Genomic DNA, 24849 nt, shown 5'->3' with positions numbered 1-24849 from the left:
TACGCGCCGCCGGCCGGCCGCCGCCCCGGCGTGCCCGAGCTGACCGCGCTGGGCCGCGCCATGTTCCTGGAACCGGCGCTGTCGGCCTCGGGCCGCGTGGCCTGCGCCAGCTGCCACAGCCCGGACCGCGCCTACGGCCCCGACAACCGGCTGGCGGTCCAGCTGGGCGGCGCCGACGGCCGCAGCGAGGGCACGCGCGCGGCGCCGTCGCTGCGCTACCTCCAGAACCTGCCCGCCTTCACAGAGCACTACCACGACGACGATGGCGACGACAGCGTCGACGCCGGCCCGACCGGCGGCCACAACTGGGACGGCCGGGCGCGCAGCGCGCACGAGCAGGCGCTGGGGCCGCTGCTGTCGGCGCGCGAAATGGGCAACCGCGACACGGCGGCGGTGCTGGCGCGGCTGCAAGCCAGCCCGCTGGCGCCGCAGTTCCGGCTGGTGTTCGGCGACGACATCTTCGCCCGGCCGCACGCCGCCCTGCAGGGCGCGCTGATGGCGCTGGAAGTGTTCCAGCAAAGCCCGGCCGAGTTCTACCCCTACACCAGCAAATACGACGCCTACCTGCGCAAGCAGACCACGCTGTCGGCGCAGGAACTGCGCGGGCTGGCCGTGTTCAACGACGTCACCAAAGGCAATTGCGCGTCCTGCCACATCAGCCGCATCGCGCCGGGCGGCGCCTTCCCGCAATTCACCGACTACGGCCTGATCAACATTGGCGTGCCGCGCAACCGCCGGCTGGCGGTGAACGCCGATCCCGATCACTACGACCTCGGCCTGTGCGGCCCCGACCGCACCGACCTCAAGGACCACAAGGAATACTGCGGCGCCTTCAGGACGCCGTCGCTGCGCAACGTCGCCGTGCGCCAGGTGTACTTCCACAACGGCGGCTTCACCAGCCTGGCGCAGGTGGTGCGCTTCTACGCCACGCGCGACACCGCGCCGCGGCAATGGTACGCCGGCCGCAAGTTCGACGACCAGCCGCCGGGGCTGGAGGCCAACGTCAACCGCGAAGCGCCGTTCGGCGGCCGGCCCGGCGGCAAGCCGGCGCTGAGCGAGCGCGAGATCGCCGACGTGGTGGCCTTCCTGCACACCCTGACCGACGGCTACCAGCGTTGAGCGTTGCCCCGTACTCCTTTGCCTCAACGCCCGCACGAACCCGTCAGGCCGTGCGGGGCGGCCAGTCGTATTCCATCTGATGCGCGGTGCGCTCCGCCAGCGCGCGGCCGGCCAGCCGTTCGACCAGATGCAGGCACATGTCGATGCCGGCCGAAATGCCGCCCGAGGTGAGCACGCGGCCATTGTCGACCCAGCGCCGTCCGTCCAGCACCCGCACTTGCGGCCAGCGCGCGGCGAGCTCGGCCTGGTCTTCCCAGTGGGTGGTGGCGGGCTGGCCATCCAGCAGGCCGGCCTCGGCCAGCAGCAGGGCGCCGGTGCAGACCGACGCCACCAGCTCGCACTGGCGCGCCATGGCGGCGATCCAGGCGATCACCTCCGGCCGCGCCAGCTCGGCCTCGACCACCCCGCCCGCCACGATCAGCACATCCGGTGCGCCGGCCTCGTCCAGCGTGGCTTCCGGTTGCAGCACCAGCCCGGCACGGGCCCGCAGGGGCGCGCGGCTGGCGGCGATGGTGCGCACGCGGAACGGCGGCGCCGCCCCCGGCGCCAACTGGCCGGCCACCCGGCTGGCGCAGGTGAACACCTCATACGGCCCGGCGAAGTCCAGCACCTCCACCTGCTCGAAAATATAAATGCCTACAGTACGTGTCATGACCACCCCCTTTTGCGCCATGGTGCCAGCGCCGCGATTGACACAAATGCCATTCATGGTTGAATATCTGCCAACATGAAACCGAGCGACATCTGGTTGCTGATCACCCCGGCTTTGACAGCGAGTACAATCTGCGGCGCGCGTTTGCCGCGCAACTGGGCGTGGCGCCCAGCGACTATCAATCGCGTTTTGGATGAGCATGCTGGAATTCGACAAATGGCTGGCCCGGGTATTGTTGCTGAACAGCGCGCTGGCGCTGGGCGTGTGCCTGGGCCTGCTGGGCGAGCCGCTGGCCGGCGCCGAGCTGTACGCCGTGTTTGGCGCCGCCCTGCTGGGCTTCCTGTCGGCCGTGCTGTGCCTGCGGCGGCTGCGCTGGGGCCTGTGGGGCGCCGGCCTGTACTATCTGCTTCAGCTGCTCAGCTACTACCCGGCCGCCGGCGGCTGGCACTATAGCGTCAAGGCCGGCGTCAGCGTCGGCCTGGTGCTGCAATTCGCCACCGGCACGCTGGTGCTCAACCTGGTGGCCGGCGCCCTGCTGGCCGCCACCGCGGCGCTGTCGCTGTGGCGCGCGCGCCGCTAGTCATCACCCTGTCATACAAGCCCGGCATACTGTTCCCACACGGCAATTTCATTCCGTGATTCCTGATTAATCATGCTGTTACGACAGGTTGCGCGGTCGCGACAAGGCGCAATATAAATTCCACACGGCAATTACCCACTATATAATGCGCAGTCGGAATTGCCTTTTTAGTGCCATTGGCCGACGTTTCATTGCTGAAAAAAAGTTTACTTAATGAAAGTCGGAAATCCGTCGTTATGTACAGAACCGAGGGAGATTTTGCCCCTCGTCGACGGAAATTGCTTTTAAGAAAAATAGTTAAATTGTTATTAAACCATATCAGGGCTTGAGCCGCGGGCTGCAGACCGCGGGTTGAGTACGTATCGAGTACGGCCGTACCCCTCCAGGAGAAATTAGAATGAGCAGCGTTTTTATCACTTTCAGTACCGCGCAAATCGCCAGCGCCACGACTTCTCAAATCCAGACGCTGGGTACGGAAGACATCGCGGGTCTCAATTCTGATCAGATCCAGGCGTTCACCACCAACCAGATCCAGGCCCTGACTGTCACCGCCCTGTCCGGCGGCCTGACCACCGCCCAGGCGCCCTACCTGACCGCCAACCAGGCCGGCGCCCTGCGCTCGAATCAGCTGGCCGTGCTGACCACCGCCAGCGTGGCGGCCCTGTCGACCGCCGGCATCAACGCCCTGTCGACCAGCGGCATTGGCGGCCTGACCGCCAACCAGGCCAAGGCCCTGACCACCAACCAGATCGTCGCCCTGTCGGCCACCGCCGCCGGCGCGCTGGGCACCGGCCAGGTGGTCGCGCTCAGCTCGGATCAGATCGCCGCCCTGGAAACGGCCGACCTGAACGCCATCAAGACCGCCGCCATCGCCGCGCTGGGCACCAGCCAGGTGGCCGCGCTGAGCACCTTGCAAGTGTCGACCCTGGCGACGGCCTCGCTGGCCGCGCTGACCACCGGCGGCATCGCCGCCCTGGGCACCAACCAGGTGGTGGCCCTGACCGGCGCCCAACTGGGCAGCCTGAGCGCCAACCAGTTCGCCGCGCTGAGCAGCAACGCCATCGGCGCGATTGAAACCGCCGACCTGGCCAGCATCACCACCGCCGAAGTCGCCGCCCTGCGCACCAGCCAGCTGGCTGGCCTGAGCGCGGCCCAGGTGGCGCTGCTGTCGACCAACCAGATCTCGGCCCTGAGCACTGGCTCGACCGCCGCCCTGAGCACTGCCCAGGTGGTGGCCCTGACCGCCTCGCAAGCCGGCGTGTTGAGCGCCGGCCAGGTGGCCAGCCTGTCGACCAACGCGGTCGCCGCGCTGGAGACCGCCGACTTCGCGGCCCTGAGCAGCAGCGCCATTGGCGCCCTCAGCGCCGCCCAAGTCAAGGCCCTGACCACCAACCAGATCGTGGCCCTGAGCGCCACCCAGGCTGGCGTGCTGAGCACCGCGCAAGTGGCCAATCTGTCGACCGACGACATCGCCGCGCTGGAAACCGCCGACCTGAATGCCATCAAGACTTCGGCCATCGCCGGCCTGAGCACCGCACAAGTGGCGGCCCTGAGCACCCTGCAAGTGTCGACCCTGGCCACCGCCTCGCTGGCCGCGCTGACCACTGGCGCCATTGCCGCCTTGGGCACCAACCAGGTGGTGGCCCTGACCGGCGCCCAACTGGGCAGCCTGACCGCCGCCCAGTTCGCATCGCTGAGCAGCAACGCCATCGGCGCCATTGAAACCGCCGACCTGGCCAGCATCACCACCGCCGAAATCGCCGCCCTGCGCACCGCGCAACTGGCCGGCCTGAGCGCCGCCCAGGTGGCGCTGCTGTCGACCAACCAGATCAGCGCGCTGAGCACTGGCACGGTCGCCGCCCTGAGCACCGCCCAGGTGGTGGCTCTGACCGCCTCGCAAGCCGGCGTGCTGAGCACCGCGCAAGTGGCCAGCCTGTCGACCAACGCGATCGCCGCCATGGAGACCGCCGACTTCGCCGCCCTGAGCACCAATGCCATCATCTCGCTGACCCCGGCGCAGATGAAGGCGCTGACCACCCAACAAATCGTCGCCCTGACCGTGGGCGAGGCTGGCGCGCTGAGCACCGCGCAAGTGGCCGGTCTGTCGACCAGCAATGTGATCGCGCTGGAAACGGCTGACCTGAACGCCATCAAGACGAGCGCCATCGCCGCCCTGGGCACCGCCCAGGTGGCCGCGCTGACCACGCTGCAACTGTCGACCCTGGGCACCGCCTCGCTGGCCGCGCTGACCACCGGCGGCATCGCCGCCCTGGGCACCGACCAGGTGGTGGCCCTGACCGGCGCCCAGCTGGGCAGCTTGACCGCCGCCCAGTTCGCTTCCCTGAGCAGCAACGCCATCGGCGCGATTGAGACCGCCGATCTGGCCAGCATCACCACCGCTGAAATCGCCGCCCTGCGCACCAACCAATTGGCCGGCCTGACCGTCGCCCAGGTGGCGCTGCTGTCGACCAACCAGATCAGCGCCCTGAGCACCGGCGCAGTCGCCGCCCTGAGCACCGCCCAGGTGGTGGCCCTGACTGCCTCGCAAGCCGGTGTGCTGAGCACCGCGCAAGTGGCCAGCCTGTCGACCAACGCGATTGCTGCCATGGAGACCGCCGACTTCGCGGCCCTGAGCACCAACGCCATCATCTCGCTGACCCCGGCGCAGATGAAAGCGCTGACCACGCAACAAATCGTCGCCCTGACCGTGGGTGAAGCCGGCGCGCTGAGCACCGCGCAAGTGGCCGGTCTGTCGACCAGCAATGTGATCGCGCTGGAAACGGCCGACCTGAACGCCATCAAGACCGCCGCCATCGCTGCCCTGGGCACCGCGCAAGTGGCCGCCCTGACCACGCTGCAACTGTCGACCCTGGGCACCGCCTCGCTGGCCGCGCTGACCACCGGCGGCATCGCCGCCCTGGGCACCGACCAGGTGGTGGCCCTGACTGGCGCCCAACTGGGCAGCCTGACCGCCGCCCAGTTCGCCTCGCTGAGCAGCAACGCCATCGGCGCGATTGAAACCGCCGACCTGGCCAGCATCACCACCGCTGAAATCGCCGCCCTGCGCACCGGCCAGCTGGCCGGCCTGAGCGCCGCCCAGGTGGCGCTGCTGTCGACCAACCAGATCAGCGCGCTGAGCACCGGCGCGGTCGCCGCCCTGAGCACCGCCCAGGTGGTGGCCCTGACCGCGTCGCAAGCCGGCGTGCTGAGCACCGCGCAAGTGGCCAGCCTGTCGACCAACGCGATCGCTGCGATGGAAACCGCCGACTTCGCGGCCCTGAGCACCAACGCCATCATCTCGCTGACCCCGGCGCAGATGAAAGCGCTGACCACGCAGCAGATCGTCGCCCTGACCGTGGGCGAAGCCGGCGCGCTGAGCACCGCGCAAGTGGCCGGCCTGTCGACCAGCAATGTGATCGCGCTGGAAACGGCTGACCTGAACGCCATCAAGACCGCCGCCATCGCCGCCCTGGGTACCGCCCAGGTGGCCGCGCTGACCACGCTGCAACTGTCGACCCTGGGCACCGCCTCGCTGGCCGCGCTGACCACCGGCGGCATCGCCGCCTTCGGCACCGACCAGGTGGTGGCGCTGACCGGCGCCCAACTGGGCAGCCTGACCGCCGCCCAGTTCGCATCGCTGAGCAGCAATGGCATCGGCGCGATTGAGACCGCCGATCTGGCCAGCATCACCACCGCTGAAATCGCCGCCCTGCGCACTGCGCAAGTGGCCGGCCTGAGCGCCGCCCAGGTGGCGCTGCTGTCGACCAACCAGATCAGCGCCCTGAGCACCGGCGCGGTCGCCGCCCTGAGCACCGCCCAGGTAGTGGCCCTGACCGCCTCGCAAGCCGGCGTGCTGAGCACCGCGCAAGTGGCCAGCCTGTCGACCAACGCGATCGCCGCGATGGAAACGGCCGACTTCGCCGCACTGAGCACCAACGCCATCATCTCGCTGACTCCGGCGCAGATGAAAGCGCTGACCACCCAGCAGATCGTTGCCCTGACTGTGGGCGAAGCCGGCGCGCTGAGCACCGCGCAAGTGGCCGGCCTGTCGACCAGCAATGTGATCGCGCTGGAAACGGCTGACCTGAACGCCATCAAGACCGCCGCCATCGCCGCCCTGGGCACCGCGCAAGTGGCCGCGCTGACCACGCTGCAACTGTCGACCCTGGGCACCGCCTCGCTGGCCGCGCTGACTACCGGCGGCATCGCCGCCTTCGGCACCGACCAGGTGGTGGCCCTGACCGGCGCCCAGCTGGGCAGCCTGACCACGGCGCAATTCTCGGCCTTGGGCAGCAACGCCATCGGCGCGATTGAAACCGCCGATCTGGCCAGCCTGACCACCAATGAAATCGCCGCGCTGCGCACCAGCCAGCTGGCTGGCCTGACCGCCGCCCAGGTGGCGCTGCTGTCGACCAACCAGATCAGCGCCCTGAGCACCGGCTCGACCGCCGCCCTGAGCACCGCCCAGGTGGTGGCCCTGACCGCCTCGCAAGCCGGCGTGCTGAGCGCCGCGCAAGTGGCCAGCCTGTCGACCAACGCGGTCGCCGCGCTGGAGACCGCCGACTTCGCGGCCCTGAGCACCAACGCCGTTGGCGCGCTGACCGCGGCGCAGATGAAGGCGCTGACCACCAACCAGATCGTGGCCCTGACCGCGTCGCAGGCAGGCGCGCTGAGCACCACCCAAGTGGCCGGCCTGTCGACCGATGACGTAGTGGCGCTGGAAACGGCTGACCTGAACGCCATCAAGACGAGCGCCATCGCCGCCCTGGGCACCGCCCAGGTGGCAGCCCTGAGCACCCTGCAAGTGTCGACACTGGCCACGGCCTCGTTGGCCGCGCTGACCACCGGCGGCATCGCCGCCTTCGGCACCAACCAGGTGGTGGCCCTGACCGGCGCGCAGCTGGGCAGCCTGACCGCCGCCCAGTTCGCTTCCCTGAGCAGCAACGCCATCGGCGCCATTGAAACCGCCGACCTGGCCAGCATCACCACCGCCGAAATCGCCGCCCTGCGCACCGCGCAAGTGGCCGGTCTGAGCGCCGCCCAGGTTGCCCTGCTGTCGACTAACCAGATCTCGGCCCTGAGCACCGGCACGGTCGCCGCCCTGAGCACCGCCCAGGTGGTGGCCCTGACCGCGTCGCAAGCCGGCGTGCTGAGCACCGCGCAAGTGGCCAGCCTGTCGACCAACGCGATCGCCGCGATGGAAACGGCCGACTTCGCCGCCCTGAGCACCAACGCCATCATCTCGCTGACCCCGGCGCAGATGAAGGCGCTGACCACCCAGCAGATCGTTGCCCTGACCGTGGGCGAGGCCGGCGCGCTGAGCACCGCGCAAGTGGCCGGTCTGTCGACCAGCAATGTGATCGCGCTGGAAACGGCCGACCTGAACGCCATCAAGACCGCCGCCATCGCCGCTCTGGGCACCGCGCAAGTGGCCGCCCTGACCACGCTGCAACTGTCGACCCTGGGCACCGCCTCGCTGGCTGCGCTGACCACCGGTGGCATCGCCGCCTTCGGCACCGACCAAGTGGTGGCCCTGACCGGCGCCCAGCTGGGCAGCCTGACCACGGCGCAATTCTCGGCCTTGGGCAGCAACGCCATCGGCGCGATTGAAACCGCCGATCTGGCCAGCCTGACCACCAATGAAATCGCCGCGCTGCGCACCAGCCAGCTGGCTGGCCTGACCGCCGCCCAGGTGGCGCTGCTGTCGACCAACCAGATCTCGGCCCTGAGCACCGGCGCGACCGCCGCCCTGAGCACCGCCCAGGTGGTGGCTCTGACCGCCTCGCAAGCCGGCGTGCTGAGCGCCGCGCAAGTGGCCAGCCTGTCGACCAACGCGGTCGCCGCGCTGGAGACCGCAGACTTCGCGGCCCTGAGCACCAACGCCATCGGCGCGCTGACCGCTGCGCAGATGAAGGCGCTGACCACCCAGCAGATCGTGGCCCTGACCGCATCGCAGGCTGGCGCGCTGAGCACCGCGCAAGTGGCCGGCCTGTCGACCAGCAATGTGATCGCGCTGGAAACGGCTGACCTGAACGCCATCAAGACCGCCGCCATCGCGACCCTGGGTACCGCCCAGGTGGCCGCGTTGACCACGCTGCAAGTGTCGACCCTGGCAACGGCCTCGCTGGCCGCGCTGACCACCGGCGGCATCGCCGCCTTCGGCACCGACCAGGTGGTGGCGCTGACCGGCGCCCAGCTGGGCAGCCTCACCGCCGCCCAGTTCGCCTCGCTGAGCAGCAATGGCATCGGCGCGATTGAGACCGCCGACCTGGCCAGCATCACCACCGCTGAAATCGCCGCGCTGCGCACCGGCCAGCTGGCTGGCCTGAGCGCCGCCCAGGTGGCGCTGCTGTCGACCAACCAGATCAGCGCCCTGAGCACCGGTTCGACCGCCGCCCTGAGCACCGCCCAGGTAGTGGCACTGACCGCCTCGCAAGCCGGCGTGCTGAGCACCGCGCAAGTGGCCAGCCTGTCGACCAACGCGATCGCCGCGATGGAAACGGCCGACTTCGCCGCCCTGAGCACCAACGCCATCATCTCGCTGACCCCGGCGCAGATGAAAGCGCTGACCACGCAACAGATCGTTGCCCTGACCGTGGGCGAAGCCGGCGCGCTGAGCACCGCGCAAGTGGCCGGCCTGTCGACCAGCAATGTGATCGCGCTGGAAACGGCTGACCTGAACGCCATCAAGACCGCCGCCATCGCCGCCCTGGGCACCGCCCAGGTGGCCGCCCTGACCACGCTGCAACTGTCGACCCTGGGCACCGCCTCGCTGGCCGCGCTGACCACCGGCGGCATCGCCGCCTTCGGCACCGACCAGGTGGTGGCGCTGACCGGCGCCCAGCTGGGCAGCCTGACCACGGCGCAATTCTCGGCCTTGGGCAGCAACGCCATCGGCGCGATTGAAACCGCCGATCTGGCCAGCCTGACCACCAATGAAATCGCCGCGCTGCGCACCGGCCAGCTGGCTGGCCTGACCGCCGCCCAGGTGGCGCTGCTGTCGACCAACCAGATCTCGGCCCTGAGCACCGGCGCGACCGCCGCCCTGAGCACCGCCCAGGTGGTGGCCCTGACCGCCTCGCAAGCCGGCGTGCTGAGCGCCGCGCAAGTGGCCAGCCTGTCGACCAACGCGGTCGCCGCGCTGGAGACCGCCGACTTCGCGGCCCTGAGCACCAACGCCATCGGCGCGCTGACCGCGGCGCAGTTGAAAGCGCTGACCACTCAGCAGATCGTGGCCCTGACCGCGTCGCAGGCGGGTGCGCTGAGCACCGCGCAAGTGGCCGGCCTGTCGACCAGCAATGTGATCGCGCTGGAAACGGCTGACCTGAACGCCATCAAGACCGCCGCCATCGCCACCCTGGGCACCGCGCAAGTAGCCGCGCTGAGCACCTTGCAAGTGTCGACCCTGGCAACGGCTTCCCTGACCGCGCTGACCACCGGCGGCATCGCCGCCCTGGGCACCGACCAGGTGGTGGCCCTGACCGGCGCCCAACTGGGCAGCCTGACCGCCGCCCAGTTCGCCTCGCTGAGCAGCAACGCCATCGGCGCGATTGAAACCGCCGACCTGGCCAGCATCACCACCGCTGAAATCGCCGCGCTGCGCACCGGCCAACTGGCCGGCCTGAGCGCCGCCCAGGTGGCGCTGCTGTCGACCAACCAGGTCTCGGCCCTGAGCACCGGCTCGACCGCCGCCCTGAGCACCGCCCAGGTGGTGGCCCTGACCGCGTCGCAAGCCGGCGTGCTGAGCGCCGCGCAAGTGGCCAGCCTGTCGACCAACGCGGTCGCCGCGCTGGAAACCGCCGACTTCGCGGCCCTGAGCACCAACGGCATCGGCGCGCTGACCGCGGCGCAGATGAAGGCGCTGACCACCAACCAGATCGTGGCCCTGACCAACAACGAGGCGGGCGCCCTGAGCACCCTGCAAGTGGCCAGCCTGTCGACCGACCACATCGCGGCGCTGCAAACCAGCGACCTCGGCGCGCTGAAAACCGCCGCCGTGGCCCTGCTGTCGACCAGCCAGGTGCAGGCCCTGACCACCACCCAGGTGGCCACCCTGGGCACCGCCACCCTGGCCGCGCTGAGCACCGGCAGCATCGCCGCCCTCAGCACCAACCAGGTGGTGGCGCTGACCACCTCGCAGCTGGGCAGCCTGAGCACCACGCAAGTGACGGCGCTGTCCACCAGCGGCATCGCGGCGATTGAAACCGCCGACCTGGTGGGCCTGAGCACCAACGCCATGGGCGTGCTGCGCACCGCGCAAGTGGCGGCCCTGAGCGCCGGCCAGGTGGCCAACCTGTCGGCCGCGCAAGTGGCGGCGCTGAGCACCAACGGCTTCACCTCGCTCAGCACCGACCAGATCGTCGCGCTGACCACCAGCCAGGTCTCGACCCTGGGCACCGCACAGCTGAGCGTGCTGAAAACCACGCAAGTGGCGGCCATTGAAACGGCCGACATCGGCGCCATCAGCACCGCCAACTTCACGGTGCTGAGCAGCGCCCAGCTGGCCGCGCTGACCGCCAACCAGGCCGCGGCGCTGACCGCCGGCCAGGTTGCCGCGCTGAGCTCGCGTCAGGTGGTGGGCCTGAGCACGGCCGCCATCAACGCCCTGGAAACCGCCGACCTGGCCGCCATGTCGACCAGCGCGGTGCAGGCGCTGACCACCCGCCAGGTGGCCGCGCTGTCGACCAACGGCGTCGCCAACATGACGACCAACCAGATCCACGCGCTGACCACCCAGCAGATCCACGCCATGAGCTCGGACCAGTTCCACGCCATGAGCCCGGCACAGACCTCGGTCCTGATCTCGCTGACGCCAGTGGTGCTGGACCTGAACGGCAACGGCATTGAAACCGTGGGCATCGATCACGGCGTGCAGTTCGACCTGCTGGCCAACGGCAACAAGGTCAACACCGGCTGGGTGAGCGGTGGCGACGGCCTGCTGGTGCTGGACCGCAACGGCGACGGCAACATCAACGATGGTAGCGAGCTGTTCGGTTCGGGCACCACCCTGGCCAACGGTCAGAAGGCCGCCAACGGCTACGAAGCCATGGCCGAGCTCGACACCAACGGCGACGGCGCGATCGACAGCAAGGACAGCAACTTCAGCAAGCTGCAAGTCTGGGTCGACGGCAACGGCGACGGCATCAGCCAGGCGGGTGAACTGAAATCGCTGGGCGACCTCGGCATCACCAAGCTCAAGCTGGATGTCCAGCAGACCCTGGTGGCCGGCGGCAACGGCAACTTCATCGGCGCCACCTCGACCTTCGAGACCAGCGACGGTGCCACCCATCAGGCGGCCGACGTCTGGTTCCAGGTGGGCGCGGCCAGCCAGGCCCTCAGCGGCAGCGTCAGCGGCGCGGCCCAGGCCATGGCGGCGTTTGCCGCCGGCGCCAACGCCCCGGCCGCCAGCGGCCAGCTGGATGTGCGCGGCAACGGCGTCAGCGCCGGCGCCGCCCAGCTGGCCGACGCGCTGAACCGTTACGCGGCCGAAGCCAAGCCGGCCCTGAGCGACAGCACGGTGGCCGACAGCGAACTGCGCCTGAAAGCCTTGCAAGGTGGTACCCAGGGTTACCTGGCCGCCCCGCATAAATAAGCGGCGCCTGCGAGCGTAAGCAAAACGGCAAGACCACGGTCTTGCCGTTTTTTTGATTGCCACAAGTAAACAAAAAAACTTAACGCGCGGCCATAAAAGGTCGCTTTAGGCTTAGCGGGCCAAGCGGCCGTAAGCGTGGTTTTTTTGCCGTACAGGACGTTGTTTTTGGGAAAAAGCCGGCGCGGCGTCCTAAAGTTGTTATGCTAGTTGACGTTAAGAATGTATGTCCTGCCGGCAGTTTTTGTAACGCCGCTGTTCACCAGAATTCGTAGTCCCCAACATGAAATCGGAGCCCGCGGGAAATCCCTGTCGGCTCCGATGTTTGTCCCGATAGAACGTGTAGCGCCTAGGAGAATGAAATGAGCCTCGTCACCAGTATGAACACCGACCAGATCGCCGCACTGTCGACCGCCACCGTCGCCAGTCTCGCGACCTCCGATATTGCCGGGCTCAATTCCAGCCAGTTCCGGGCCTTCACCACCGATCAGATCGGCGTGCTGACCGCCACCCAGGTGGCGGCCATGACCACCGCCACCCTGGCCAACGGCCTGACCACCGACCAGATCGTCGCGCTGAACAGCACCCAGGTCGGCGCGCTGAGCTCGCGCCAGGTGGCGGCGCTGTCCACCGACTCCATCGTGGCGCTGCAAACCGCCGACCTGCAAGCTCTGAAAACCTCGGCCATCGCCGGCCTGAGCACCACCCAGGTCAACACCCTGTCGACCGACCAGGTCATCGCGCTGCAAACCAACCAGGTCGCCGCGCTGAGCACCGCCCAGGTGACCGCGCTGGGCACCTCGGCCGTCGCCGCGCTGGAAACGGCCGACCTGCAGGTGCTCAAGACCGCCAATATCGCCGTCCTCAGCACCGACCAGATCGGCGCCCTGACCACCGACCAGGTGGTCACCCTGACCAGCGGCCAGATCACTGCCCTCAGCACCAACGCGCTGGCCTTCGGCTTCGACACCGCGCAGGTGGTGGCCCTGACCTCCAACCAGCTGGCCGGCCTGAGCACCTCGCAATTCGGCGCGCTGTCGACCGACGGCGTGGCCGCCATCGAAACGGCCGACCTGATCGCCCTGAAAACCAGCGTGATCGCCACCCTGAAGTCGGCGCAGCTGGCGGCCCTGACCACCGACCAGATCGGCAACCTGACCACCGGCCAGATCGGCGCCCTCAGCACCGGCAGCATCGCCAACCTGAGCACCAACCAGGTGGTGGCCCTGAACTCCAGCCAGGCCGCCGTGCTGAGCTCGGCGCAGGTGGCGGCCCTGTCCACCGACGCCATCGTGGCCCTGCAAACCGACGACCTGCAGGCGATCAAGGCCAGCAGCGTGGCGGCCCTGACCACCGCCCAGGCGGCCAACCTGTCGACCGACCAGATCATCGCCCTGACCAGCGCCCAGGTCGCCTCGCTGAGCAGCAAGCAAGTCAGCGCGCTGGGCACCTCGGCCATCGCCGCCATCGAGACCGCCGACCTGCTGGCCCTGAAGACCGGCGGCATCGCCGTGCTGACCACCGACCAGGTCGGCGCCCTGACCACCGACCAGATCGGCGTCCTGGGCAGCGCCCAGATCGCCGCCCTGAGCACCACCGCGCTGGCCTTCGGCCTGACCACCAACCAGGTGGTGGCGATGAGCTCGAGCCAGCTGGGCACCCTGTCGACCGCCCAGTTTGGCGTGCTGTCGAGCGACGCCATCGCGGCCATCGAGACGGCCGACATCGTCGGCCTGAAAACCAGCCAGATCGCCGCCCTCAAAACCGCGCAGCTGGCGGCCCTGACCACCGACCAGATCAGCAACCTGACCAGCGGCCAGGTGGCGGCCCTGACCACCGGCAGCGTCGCCAACCTGAGCACCAACCAGGTGGTGGCCCTGACCACCAGCCAGGCCGCCGTGCTGAGCTCGGCCCAGATCGCCGCCCTGTCGACCGACGGCATCGTGGCCCTGCAAACCGACGACCTGCAAGCCCTGAAGGCCACCACCTTCGCCGCCCTGACCACCGCGCAGGTGGCCAACCTGTCGACCGACCAGATCATCGCCCTGACCAGCGCCCAGGTCGGCACCCTGAGCAGCCGCCAGGTGACCGCGCTGGGCACCTCGGCCATCGCGGCCATCGAGACCGCCGACCTGGCGGCGCTGAAAACCGGCGGCATCGCCGTGCTCAGCACCGACCAGATGGGCGTCCTGACCACCGACCAGATCGGCGTGCTGACCAGCGCCCAGATCGCCGCCCTGAGCACCACCGCCCTGGCCTTCGGCCTGACCACCAACCAGGTGGTGGCGATGAGCTCGTCGCAACTGGCCGGCCTCAACACCGCGCAATTCGGCGCGCTGTCGACCGACGCCATCGCGGCCATCGAGACCGCCGACATCATCGGCCTGAAAACCAGCATCATCGCCACCCTGAAGACCGCGCAGCTGGCGGCCCTGACCACCGACCAGATCAGCAACCTGACCACCGGCCAGGTCGCCGCCCTGAGCACCGGCAGCATCGCCAACCTGAGCACCAACCAGGTGGTGGCCCTGAACACCAGCCAGGCCGCCGTGCTGAGCTCGGCCCAAGTGGCGGCCCTGTCCACCGACGACATCGTGGCCCTGCAAACCGACGACCTGCAAGCGATCAAGGCCAGCAGCGTGGCGGCCCTGAGCACCGCCCAGGTCAGCAACCTGTCGACCGACCAGATCATCGCCCTGACCAGCGACCAGGCGGCGGCACTGACCAGCAAGCAAGTGAGCGCGCTGGGCACCTCGGCCATCGCCGCGCTGGAAACCAACGACCTGCGCGCCCTGAAAACCGGCGGCATCGCGGTGCTGAGCACCGACCAGATGGCCGCCCTGACCACCGACCAGGTCGGCGTGCTGACCAGCGCCCAGATCGCGGCCCTGAGCACCAACGCCCTGGCCTTCGGCCTGACCACCAACCAGGTGGTGGCGATGACCTCGACCCAGCTGGCCGGCCTGACCACCGCCCAGTTCGGTGCGCTGTCGACCGACGCCGTGGCGGCGATCGAGACGGCCGACATCATTGGCCTGAAAACCAGCACCATCGCGGCCCTGAAAACCGCCCAGCTGGCAGCCCTGACCACCGACCAGATCAGCAATCTGACCACCGGCCAGATCGCCGCCCTGAGCACCGCCAGCATCGCCAACCTGAGCACCAACCAGGTGGTGGCCCTGAGCACCACCCAGGCCGCCGTGCTGGGTTCGGCCCAGGTGGCGGCGCTGTCCACCGACGACATCGTGGCGCTGGAAACCGCCGACCTGCAAGCCCTCAAGGCCAGCAGTGTCGCCGCACTGACCACCGCCCAGGTCAGCAACCTGTCGACCAACCAGATCATCGCCCTGACCAGCGACCAGGTCGCCGTGCTGACCAGCAAGCAAGTGACCGCGCTCGGCACCTCGGCCATCGCCGCCATCGAAACGGCCGACCTGATCGCGTTGAAATCGGGCGGCATCGCCGTCCTCAGCACTGACCAGGTGGGTGCCCTGACCACCGACCAGATCGGCGTGCTGACCAGCGGCCAGATCGCCGCCCTCAGCACCACCGCGCTGGCCTTCGGCCTGACCACCAACCAGGTGGTGGCGATGAGCTCGGCCCAATTGGCCGGCCTGACCACCGCCCAGTTCGGCGCGCTGTCGACCGACGCCGTGGCGGCGATCGAGACGGCCGACATCATCGGCCTGAAAACCAGCGTCATCGCGGCCCTGAAATCGTCGCAGCTGGCGGCCCTGACCACCGACCAGATCAGCCACCTGACCACCGGCCAGGTGGCCGCCCTGAGCAGCGGCAGCATCGCCAACCTGAGCACCAACCAGGTGGTGGCGCTGACCACCGACCAGGCCGCCGTGCTGAGCTCGGCCCAGATCGCCGTGCTGAGCACCGACGGCATCGTGGCCCTGCAAACCGACGACCTGCAAGCCCTCAAGGCCAGCACCGTCGCGGCCCTGACCACCGCCCAGGTCAGCAACCTGTCGACCGACCAGATCATCGCCCTGACCAGCGCCCAGGTTGGCGCGCTGAACAGCAAGCAAGTCACCGCGCTGGGCACCTCGGCCATCGCGGCGATCGAGACCGCCGACCTGGCGGCGCTGAAAACCGGCGGCATCGCCGTGCTCAGCACCGACCAGATGGGCGCCCTGACCACCGACCAGGTCGGCGTGCTGACCAGCGCCCAGATCGCGGCCCTGACCACCAACGCGCTGGCCTTCGGCCTGACCACCAACCAGGTGGTGGCGATGACCTCGACCCAGCTGGCCGGCCTGACCACCGCCCAGTTCGGCGCGCTGTCGACCGACGCCGTGGCCGCCATCGAGACGGCCGACATCGTCGGCCTGAAGACCAGCACCATCGCGGCCCTGAAGACCGCGCAGCTGGCGGCCCTGACCACCGACCAGATCGGCAACCTGACCACCGGCCAGGTCGCCGCCCTGAGCACCAGCAGCATCGCCAACCTGAGCACCAACCAGGTGGTGGCGCTGACCACCAGCCAGGCCGGCGTGCTGAGCTCGGCCCAGATCGCCGTGCTGAGCACCGACGGCATCGTGGCCCTGCAAACCGACGACCTGCAAGCGCTGCGCACCGGCACCGTTGGCGCCCTGACCACCGCCCAGGTCAGCAACCTGTCGACCGACCAGATCATCGCCCTGACCAGCGCCCAGATTGGCGCGCTGAACAGCAAGCAAGTGACCGCGCTGGGCACCTCGGCCATCGCGGCGATCGAGACCGCCGACCTGGCGGCCCTGAAAACCGCTGGCGTCGCCGTGCTCAGCACCGACCAGATGGGCGCCCTGACCACCGACCAGGTCGGCGTGCTGACCAGCGCCCAGATCGCGGCCCTGACCACCAACGCGCTGGCCTTCGGCCTGACCACCAACCAGGTGGTGGCGATGACCTCGACCCAGCTGGCCGGCCTGACCACCGCCCAGTTCGGCGCGCTGTCGACCGACGCCGTGGCCGCCATCGAGACGGCCGACATCGTTGGCCTGAAGACCAGCACCATCGCGGCCCTGAAGACCGCGCAGCTGACCGCCCTGACCACCGACCAGATCGGCAATCTGACCACCGGCCAGGCCGCCGCCCTGAGCACCAGCAGCATCGCCAACCTGAGCACCAACCAGGTGGTGGCGCTGACCACCAGCCAGGCTGGCGTGCTGAGCTCGGCCCAGATCGCCGTGCTGAGCACCGACGGCATCGTGGCCCTGCAAACCGACGACCTGCAGGCGCTGCGCACCAGCAGCGTTGGCGCCCTGACCACCGCCCAGGTCAGCAACCTGTCGACCGACCAGATCATCGCCCTGACCAGCGCCCAGGTCGCCGCACTGAACAGCAAGCAAGTGAACGCGCTGGGCACCTCGGCCATCGCGGCGATCGAGACCGCCGACCTGGCGGCGCTGAAAACCGGCGGCATCGCCGTGCTCAGCACCGACCAGATGGGCGCCTTGACCACCGACCAGGTCGGCGTGCTGACCAGCGCCCAGATCGCGGCCCTGAGCACCAACGCCCTGGCCTTCGGCCTGACCACCAACCAGGTGGTGGCGATGACCTCGGCCCAGCTGGCCGGCCTCACCACCGCCCAGTTCGGCGCGCTGTCGACCGACGCCGTGGCGGCGATCGAGACGGCCGATATCATCGGCCTGAAGACCAGCACCATCGCGGCCCTGAAGACCGCGCAGCTGACCGCCCTGACCACCGACCAGATCAGCAACCTGACCACCGGCCAGGCCGCCGCCCTGAGCACCAGCAGCATCGCCAACCTGAGCACCAACCAGGTGGTGGCGCTGAACACCAGCCAGGCTGGCGTGCTGAGCTCGTCGCAGATCGGCGCGCTGTCGACCGACGGCATCGTGGCCCTGCAAACCGACGACCTGCAGGCGCTGCGCACCGGCACCTTTGCCGCGCTGTCGACCGCCCAGGTCAGCAACCTGTCGACCGACCAGATCATCGCGCTGACCAGCGCCCAGGTCGCCGCGCTGAACAGCAAGCAAGTGAGCGCGCTGGGCACCTCGGCCGTCGCGGCGATCGAGACCGCCGACCTGACGGCCCTGAAGACCGGCAGCATCCAGGCCCTCAACACCGACCAGGTGGGCGCCCTGACCACCGACCAGGTGGGTGTGCTGACCAGCGCCCAGATCGCGGCGCTGAGCACCAACGCCCTGTCGGCCGGCCTGAGCACCAACCAGGTGGTGGCGCTGAGCTCGTCGCAACTCAACGCGCTGAGCACGCTGCAATTCGGCGTCCTGTCGACCGACGGCATCGCCGCCATCGAGACCGCCGACCTGGCCGTGCTGCGCACCGGCCTGATCAGCGCGCTGAAAACCGCGCAGGTGTCGGCCCTGACCACCGACCAGATCAGCAACCTGAGCGCCGCCCAGGTGGTGGCCCTGAGCACCGCCAATCTGGCGCTGCTGAGCACCAACCAGGCCGTGGCGCTGAACTCCACCCAGGTCAACGCGCTGAGCTCGTCGCAGGTGGGCGCGCTGAGCAGCGACGCCGTGGCCGCGCTGGGCACCGACGATGTGGCGGCCCTCAAGACCGCCGCCTTCGTCGGCCTGAAAACCAGCCAGATCCAGGCGCTCACCACCGACCAGATCGTGGCGCTGGGCAGCACCCAGACCGCGGCCCTGAGCACCAACCAGGTCCGCGCGCTGAGCACCAACCAGCTGAAGGCGATTGAAACCGCCGATCTGGTGGCCCTGAAAACCTCGGCCATCGCCGCCCTGACCTCCGACCAGATCAGCGGCCTGTCGACCGATCAGATCCACTCGCTGACCAGCAGCCAGGTGTGCGCCATCACCAGCGCCCAGGTGCCGGGCCTGACCACCGACCAGATCAACGCGCTGGCTTCGCCGCTGGGCACGCCGATCGTGCTGGACCTGAACGGCAACGGCATCTCGACGCTGAACATCGCGTCCGGCGTCCAGTTCGACCTGCAAGCCAACGGCCAGAAGGGCGCCGTGGGCTGGGTCGGCGGCGGCGACGGCCTGCTGGTGCTGGACCGCAACGGCGACGGCAGCATCAACGATGGTAGCGAGCTGTTCGGTTCGGGCACCACCCTGGCCAACGGCAGCAAAGCCACCACCGGCTACCAGGCCCTGGGCGAGCTCGACACCAACGGCGACGGCGCGATCGACAGCAAGGACAGCAGCTTCGGCAAGCTGCAAGTCTGGGTCGACGGCAACGCCGACGGCATCAGCCAGGCCGACGAGCTGAAATCGCTGGGCGACCTCGGCATCACCAAGCTGAACCTGGACGCCAAGCAGAACGCCTCGCTCAACAACGGCAACATCGTCGGCATCACCTCGACCTTCGAGACCAGCGACGGCGCCACCCACCAGGCGGCCGACGTGTGGTTCCAGATGTCGGCCCCGGCCACCTCGCTGACGGCCTCGGTGAGCGGCCTGAGCCAGGCGCTGAACGGCTACAGCGCGGCGGCCGAAGCCAGCGCCAACGCGGCCAAGCTGGAAGTGCCGGGCGGCGTCAGCGGCAACACCGCCGCGCTGGCCAGCGCCATCGGCCAGTACAGCGCGGCCCAGCTGGCGGCGCCGGCCACGGCGGTGGCGACCGACGACGAGCTGCGCCTCAAGGCCCTGCAAAGCGCGGCCAGCCACGGCATCCTGGCCGCCAAGTAAGCGGCGCCAGCCACGCCAGAGCGGCAAGACCTCGCGGTCTTGCCGCTTTTTTTTGCGCGCGGAACAAGCGGCGTAAACCCCTGTTGTTCCCAAGCAGAAAATGCGCCGGGAAACGGCGCGCTGGGGTAGAATCCTCAGGCGGCGTAATAGTGCGCTGTTGCAAGTTTTGCCCAGGACGATGCACGATAAATTTCCCCATACCGCGATCCAGTGCCTGACCGCGATCGCCCAGCACCACGGCCTGCAAATCAATCCCGAACGACTGATTGACGACTACGCCCTGCGCGCCGAAGAACCCGGCAATGGCGAGTTGATGCGCATTGCCACGGATATCGGCTTGAAAGCCAAGATCGACAAGCTCAACTGGTCGCGCCTGATGGCCCAGGACGGCGTGTTCCCGCTGATGGCGCGCCTGAGCGACGGCAATATGATCATCGTGGTGGGCGTCAAGCCGGGCGAAAACGGCGCCGAGGACCAGGCCGCCGTGCTCAACCCGGCCAGCGCCAACGCCAGCGTGGTGCTGGTGGCGCGCAGCGAGTTCGAGCGCCGCTGGAGCGGCGACGTGGTGTTCATCAAACGCCAGCACAAGCTCAGCGACCCCAACCAGCCGTTCGGGCTGCGCTGGTTCATTCCCGAAATCCTCAAGCAAAAGTCGGCCTTCCGCGACATCTTCATCGCGGCGGTGGCCATGCAGCTGCTGGCGCTGGCCTCGCCCATCTTCTTCCAGCTGGTGATCGACAAGGTGCTGACCCACCAGAGCGTGACCACGCTGTGGGTGCTGGCGGTGGGCATCGTGCTGGCCCTGCTGTTCGACGCCGGCTTCGGCTTCCTGCGCCAGACCCTGACCCTGGCCGCCTCCAACAAGATCGACATGCGCCTGACCCGGCGCACCTTCAGCCACCTGCTGTCGCTGCCGATCGACTTCTTCGAGACCACCAGCGCCGGCGTGGTCACGCGCCACATGCAGCAGCTGGAGAAAATCCGCAGCTTCCTGACCGGCCGCCTGTTCTTCACCGCGCTGGACCTGATCTCGCTGCTGGTGTTCGTGCCCATCCTGTTCACCTACTCGTTCCAGCTGACCCTGATCGTGCTGCTGTTCACGGCCCTGATCGCGATCGTGGTGGTGTCCATGATCCCGACCTTCCAGCGCCGCCTGAACGCGCTGTACGCGGCCGAGGGCCAGCGCCAGGCCATGCTGGTGGAGGCCATCCACGGCATGCGCACGGTGAAGGCGCTGGCGATCGAACCGAGCCAGCGCCGCGTGTGGGACCAGCGCTCGGCCGAGGCCATCACCATGCACTTCCGGGTCGGCCAGATCTCCATCGCCGGCAACGCCATCACCGACTTCCTCGGCAAGCTGATGCCGGTGACCCTGATCGTGATCGGCGCCCAGGGGGTGTTCGACAACAGCCTGTCGGTGGGCGCGCTGATCGCCTTCCAGATGCTGGCCGGGCGCGTCACCGGCCCCTTGATCTCGATCGTCGGCCTGGTCAACGAATACCAGGAAACCGCGCTGTCGGTGAAGATGCTGGGCGAGGTGATGAACCGCGCGCCGGAGGGCCGCGCCGGCGCCAACGGCCTGCGTCCGCAGCTGCAGGGCGACATCACCTTCGACGAGGTGACCTTCCGCTACCCGGGCGCGCAAGCCATGGCGCTGAACAAGGCCAGCTTCAAGATCGAGCAGGGCACGGTGGTCGGCATCGTCGGCCGCAGCGGCTCCGGCAAGACCACCCTGACCAAGCTGATCCAGGGCCTCTATCCGGTGGTCGAGGGCATCATCCGCTTCGACGGCATCGACGCGCGCGAGATCGAGCTGTCGCACCTGCGGCGCCAGATCGGCGTGGTGTTGCAGGAGAACTTCCTGTTCCGCGGCACGGTGCGCGAGAACCTGTCCATCACCAAGCCGGACGCCACCTTCGAGGAGTTGGTGGAGGCGGCGGTGGCGGCCGGCGCCGACGAATTCATCGAGCGCCTGCCGCAGGGCTACGACACCGTGCTGGAGGAAAACGCCGCCAACCTGTCGGGCGGCCAGAAGCAGCGCCTGTCGATCGCCCGCACCCTGGTGGCCAAGCCGCGCATCCTGATCCTGGACGAGGCGGCCAGCGCGCTGGACCCGGAATCGGAAGCCATCTTCATCAACAACCTGTCGAAGATCGCGGTGGGCCGCACGGTGGTGATGATTTCGCACCGCCTGTCGACCCTGGTCGACGCCGACAAGATCATGGTCATGCAGCAGGGCCGCCTGATGGACGCCGGCCGCCATGAAGAACTGCTTACCCGTAGCGAAACTTACCAGCACTTATGGAACCAGCAAACAAGCCACCTGTGACCAAGACCGGCAAGGACCAGACCGAGATCGCGTTCCTGCCGGACGCCGATGCCATCGAGCGCGGTCCCCTGCCGCGCTTCGTGCGCATCACCCTGCACGTGCTGCTGGGCGCGTTCGCCACCTTCATCCTGTGGGCCAGCCTGTCCAGCGTGGAGAAGGTGGTGGTGGCGCGCGGCAAGCTGGTCAACCCGCTGCCGAACATCGTGGTGCAGCCGCTGGAAACCTCGGTGATCCAGCGCATCGAAGTGCGGGTCGGCCAGGTGGTCAAGAAGGGCCAGCTGCTGGCCACGCTCGACCCGACCTTCACCCAGGCCGACGAGGCCCAGCTGCGCACCCGCCTGCAAAGCCTGGACACCCAGGCCGCCGGCCTGCGCGCCGAGCTGGAAGGCAAGCGCGCGCCCGGCACCGGCGGCCGCGGCGACGCCGACAGCCTGCTGCAATCACAGCTGTCGAGCGAGCGCCAGGGCAACTTCGAGGCGCAGAAGGCCAAGATGGACGAGAACATCGCGCGCCTGAAGGCTGGCCTGGAAACCAATGAGCGCGACCAGGTGATCCTGGCCCAGCGCGTCAAGTCGCTGCGCGAGGTGGAGGCCATGCAGGAGCAGCTGATGGCCGAGCAGTTCGGCGCCAAGATGCACCTGCTGGAGGCGCGCGACCGCCGCCTGTCGGTCGAGCGCGACATGACCATGCAGCAGAACAAGATGGCGGAAATGCGGCGCGAGCTGGCCTCCGCCGAGGCCGAGCGCGCCGCCTTCGGCAAGAGCTGGCGCCAGAAGATGATGGAGGACCTGCTGTCGGCCACGCGCGAGCGCGACGGCATCAACGAGCAGCTGGCCAAGGCCGACCTGCGCCACCGCATGGTGCAGATGACCGCGCCGGCCGACGCCGTGGTGCTGGAGATCGCCAAGCTATCGGTGGGTTCCATCGTGCGCGAGGCCGAGCCGCTGTTCACGCTGGTGCCGCTGGGCGCCGAGCTGGAGGCGGAGGTGCAGATCGACTCGCTCGACATCGGCTACATCAAGACCGGCGACATCGCCCACGTCAAGGTGGACGCCTTCCCGTTCCAGCAGCACGGCATGTTGGACGGCAAGGTGCGCACCATCAGCCAGGACGCCTTCAAGCGCGAGACCGCCAACCCCGGCGAGGGCCTGGACGCCTACTACCTGAGCCGCGTCTCGCTGGGCAATTCCAAGCTGAAAAAGCTGGCGCCGGGCGCCGGCCTGCTGCCGGGCATGACGCTGTCGGCCGAGATCGTGGTGGGCCACCGCACCGTGATGTCCTATCTGCTGTGGCCGCTGACCAAGGCGGTCGACGAGTCGATCCGCGAACCCTGATCGCTTTCAGCGCATCAGTGCGGCGACGATGGCGTCGGCGTTCTCCGGCGTGATCGGCTGATACAGGATGTCGCGGCTGGCCATGATGGCCTCGTCGCTCACGCGCGAATAGTCGAGCTTGAGCATCTTTTCCACCACCGCCGGCTCGAAGCGGTATTTCAGCAGCCTGGCCGGATTGCCGCCGACGATGGCGTACGGCGGCACATCCCTGGTGACCGTGCTGCCGGCCGCGATCACCGCGCCCTGGCCGATGGTCACGCCCGACAGGATGGTGCTGTTGTAGCCGATCCACACATCGTCGCCCACCGTGATCGCGCCCTTGCTCTTGGCCTCCAGCTGGCCGAAGTACTTGGTCAGGAAGGGGAAGGTCGACACCCCATCGTGCGGGTGATTGCCGCCCAGCAGAAACTTGACGTCGTCCGCGATCGAGCAGAAGTGGCCGATGGTCAGTTTTTCCCGCGGATCGCCAAACGTCCACAGCGTGATGCCGCCATAGGTGCGGCGCCCCACCGACAGCTTGTCGAAATTGAACAGGCCATGCGCCGTCTGCAAGATGGTTTCATTGTGCGGATTGAGCGCGCGCCATTGCTGCGCCAGCGCGGCGTTGTAGGCGGCCCGCTGCGCCTCGGGCGTCGGCGCCGGTTCCGGCGCCGGCGGTGGCGCGGCGGCGGCGGTATGCTGCGCGATCAGGGCCGGCGGCACGTCGGTTTGCAGATTGGCGACCGCCTGGTAGAAATAGGCGTCGTTGACGTAATCCTGCATATGGGCGAAGAAGCCGCTCTTCTGGTAATCGTTGTTGGGGTCGAAGTAATACGGCAGGATTTGCTGGAACAGCGCCAGCTTTTTCTCATGCTCGTAGACGCCCCGGTCGAGCTGGCCGCTGGCCACATAGGGCTTGAGCAGGCTCAGGTAGTTTTTACCGAACACCTCGGCGATATTGTAGCCGCCGACCTTGTAATTGCCCTTGCGGCCGGTGGGCACGCCGCTGAAGTAATGGCCGAACAGCACGATGGCGCGCTTGCCCAGGCTGATCAGGCGCAGGATGACGTCGGTCTGCACCAGGCGCAGGTGCTGGTTGCGGGCGAAGTCCGGCATGGCGTGGAATTCCGCGCGCCACATGCCGAAGCCGCCGATCCAGGTCGACATGAAGGACACGCGCTGCACGAACTCGCTCATATTGTTGAGCGCCTCGATGGCCTGGCCCTTGGCGTGGTTGCCGTTGGTGAAGAACACCACCGGCATTTCGGCGGCGGTGGCGCGGTACACCTTGACCAGCTCGGCCAGACTGCCCGGCAGCACCAGCAGGTTGTCGTTGTGCAGCTTCAGGTACAGGCCGCGCCCCTGTTCCAGCACGAACTTGAAATTCATGTCCGGCGAGATGGTGACGTCGTGGCGGTGGTACTGGATCTTGTCGGGGAAGGCGGCCACATAGCGTGCCGCCACCGCCTGGGTCTCGTCCTCCGAGCCATTGTCGGAAATCACCACCTCGATGTCGTTGGTCTCGGTAAACGCCGGCTGGGAGACGATGCTGTCCAGCGTTTGTTGCAGGTAGGGCGCGCGGTTGTAGCTGGGGATGCAGATCGACAGGACGAAGCTGTGGTTATCCATGGGG

At 68.3% G+C, this 24849-nt stretch carries 8 protein-coding genes; 6 read left to right on the top strand and 2 right to left on the bottom strand.

Annotation, left to right across the window (positions count from 1 at the left end; genetic code table 11):
* The coding region (locus tag GM676_RS20745) for a cytochrome-c peroxidase (protein WP_155465792.1) at positions 1 to 1119 on the top strand (1119 nt) is incomplete at its 5' end.
* A 43-nt stretch (positions 1120 to 1162) separates the two neighbouring features.
* Here GM676_RS20745 and GM676_RS20740 read toward each other — a convergent pair.
* Positions 1163 to 1771, bottom strand: coding sequence for a DJ-1/PfpI family protein (locus GM676_RS20740; protein ID WP_155465791.1), 609 nt, complete (start codon positions 1769 to 1771; stop codon positions 1163 to 1165).
* Positions 1772 to 1970: 199 nt separating this feature from the next.
* Here GM676_RS20740 and GM676_RS20735 point away from each other — a divergent pair, with 199 nt between their 5' ends.
* The 5 genes from GM676_RS20735 (at position 1971) to GM676_RS20715 (ending at position 23237) form a co-directional block, all read left to right on the top strand.
* Positions 1971 to 2351 carry a hypothetical protein gene (locus tag GM676_RS20735; protein ID WP_155465790.1) on the top strand — a complete coding sequence of 127 codons (381 nt, stop codon included), beginning with the start codon at positions 1971 to 1973 and terminating at the stop codon, positions 2349 to 2351.
* A 397-nt stretch (positions 2352 to 2748) separates the two neighbouring features.
* Complete coding sequence (locus tag GM676_RS20730) at positions 2749 to 11943, top strand: SPM autocatalytic domain-containing protein (protein WP_155465789.1); 9195 nt, start codon at positions 2749 to 2751, stop codon at positions 11941 to 11943.
* Between the two features lie 359 nt (positions 11944 to 12302).
* The gene (locus tag GM676_RS20725) at positions 12303 to 19574 is read left to right on the top strand and encodes an SPM autocatalytic domain-containing protein (RefSeq protein ID WP_155465788.1); all 7272 of its coding nucleotides are present in this window, start codon (positions 12303 to 12305) and stop codon (positions 19572 to 19574) included.
* Between the two features lie 178 nt (positions 19575 to 19752).
* The gene (locus GM676_RS20720; protein WP_155465787.1) at positions 19753 to 21903 is read left to right on the top strand and encodes a peptidase domain-containing ABC transporter; all 2151 of its coding nucleotides are present in this window, start codon (positions 19753 to 19755) and stop codon (positions 21901 to 21903) included.
* On the top strand, positions 21876 to 23237 hold the full coding sequence (locus tag GM676_RS20715) for an HlyD family type I secretion periplasmic adaptor subunit (protein WP_155465786.1): 1362 nt from the start codon (positions 21876 to 21878) through the stop codon (positions 23235 to 23237). The genes GM676_RS20720 and GM676_RS20715 overlap by 28 nt, the downstream gene beginning before the upstream one ends.
* A gap of 6 nt (positions 23238 to 23243) precedes the next feature.
* On the opposite strand, the gene GM676_RS32820 is transcribed toward GM676_RS20715, so the two are convergent.
* The gene (locus GM676_RS32820; protein ID WP_155465785.1) at positions 23244 to 24845 is read right to left on the bottom strand and encodes a glycosyltransferase; all 1602 of its coding nucleotides are present in this window, start codon (positions 24843 to 24845) and stop codon (positions 23244 to 23246) included.
* Positions 24846 to 24849: the final 4 nt, after the last annotated feature.

The sequence above is a fragment of the Duganella radicis genome, from assembly GCF_009720825.1.
Classification (GTDB): Bacteria; Pseudomonadota; Gammaproteobacteria; order Burkholderiales; family Burkholderiaceae_D; genus Rugamonas; species Rugamonas radicis.
Note: the sequence above shows the minus strand (reverse complement) of the source record. Positions and strands in the feature narration are given on the sequence as shown.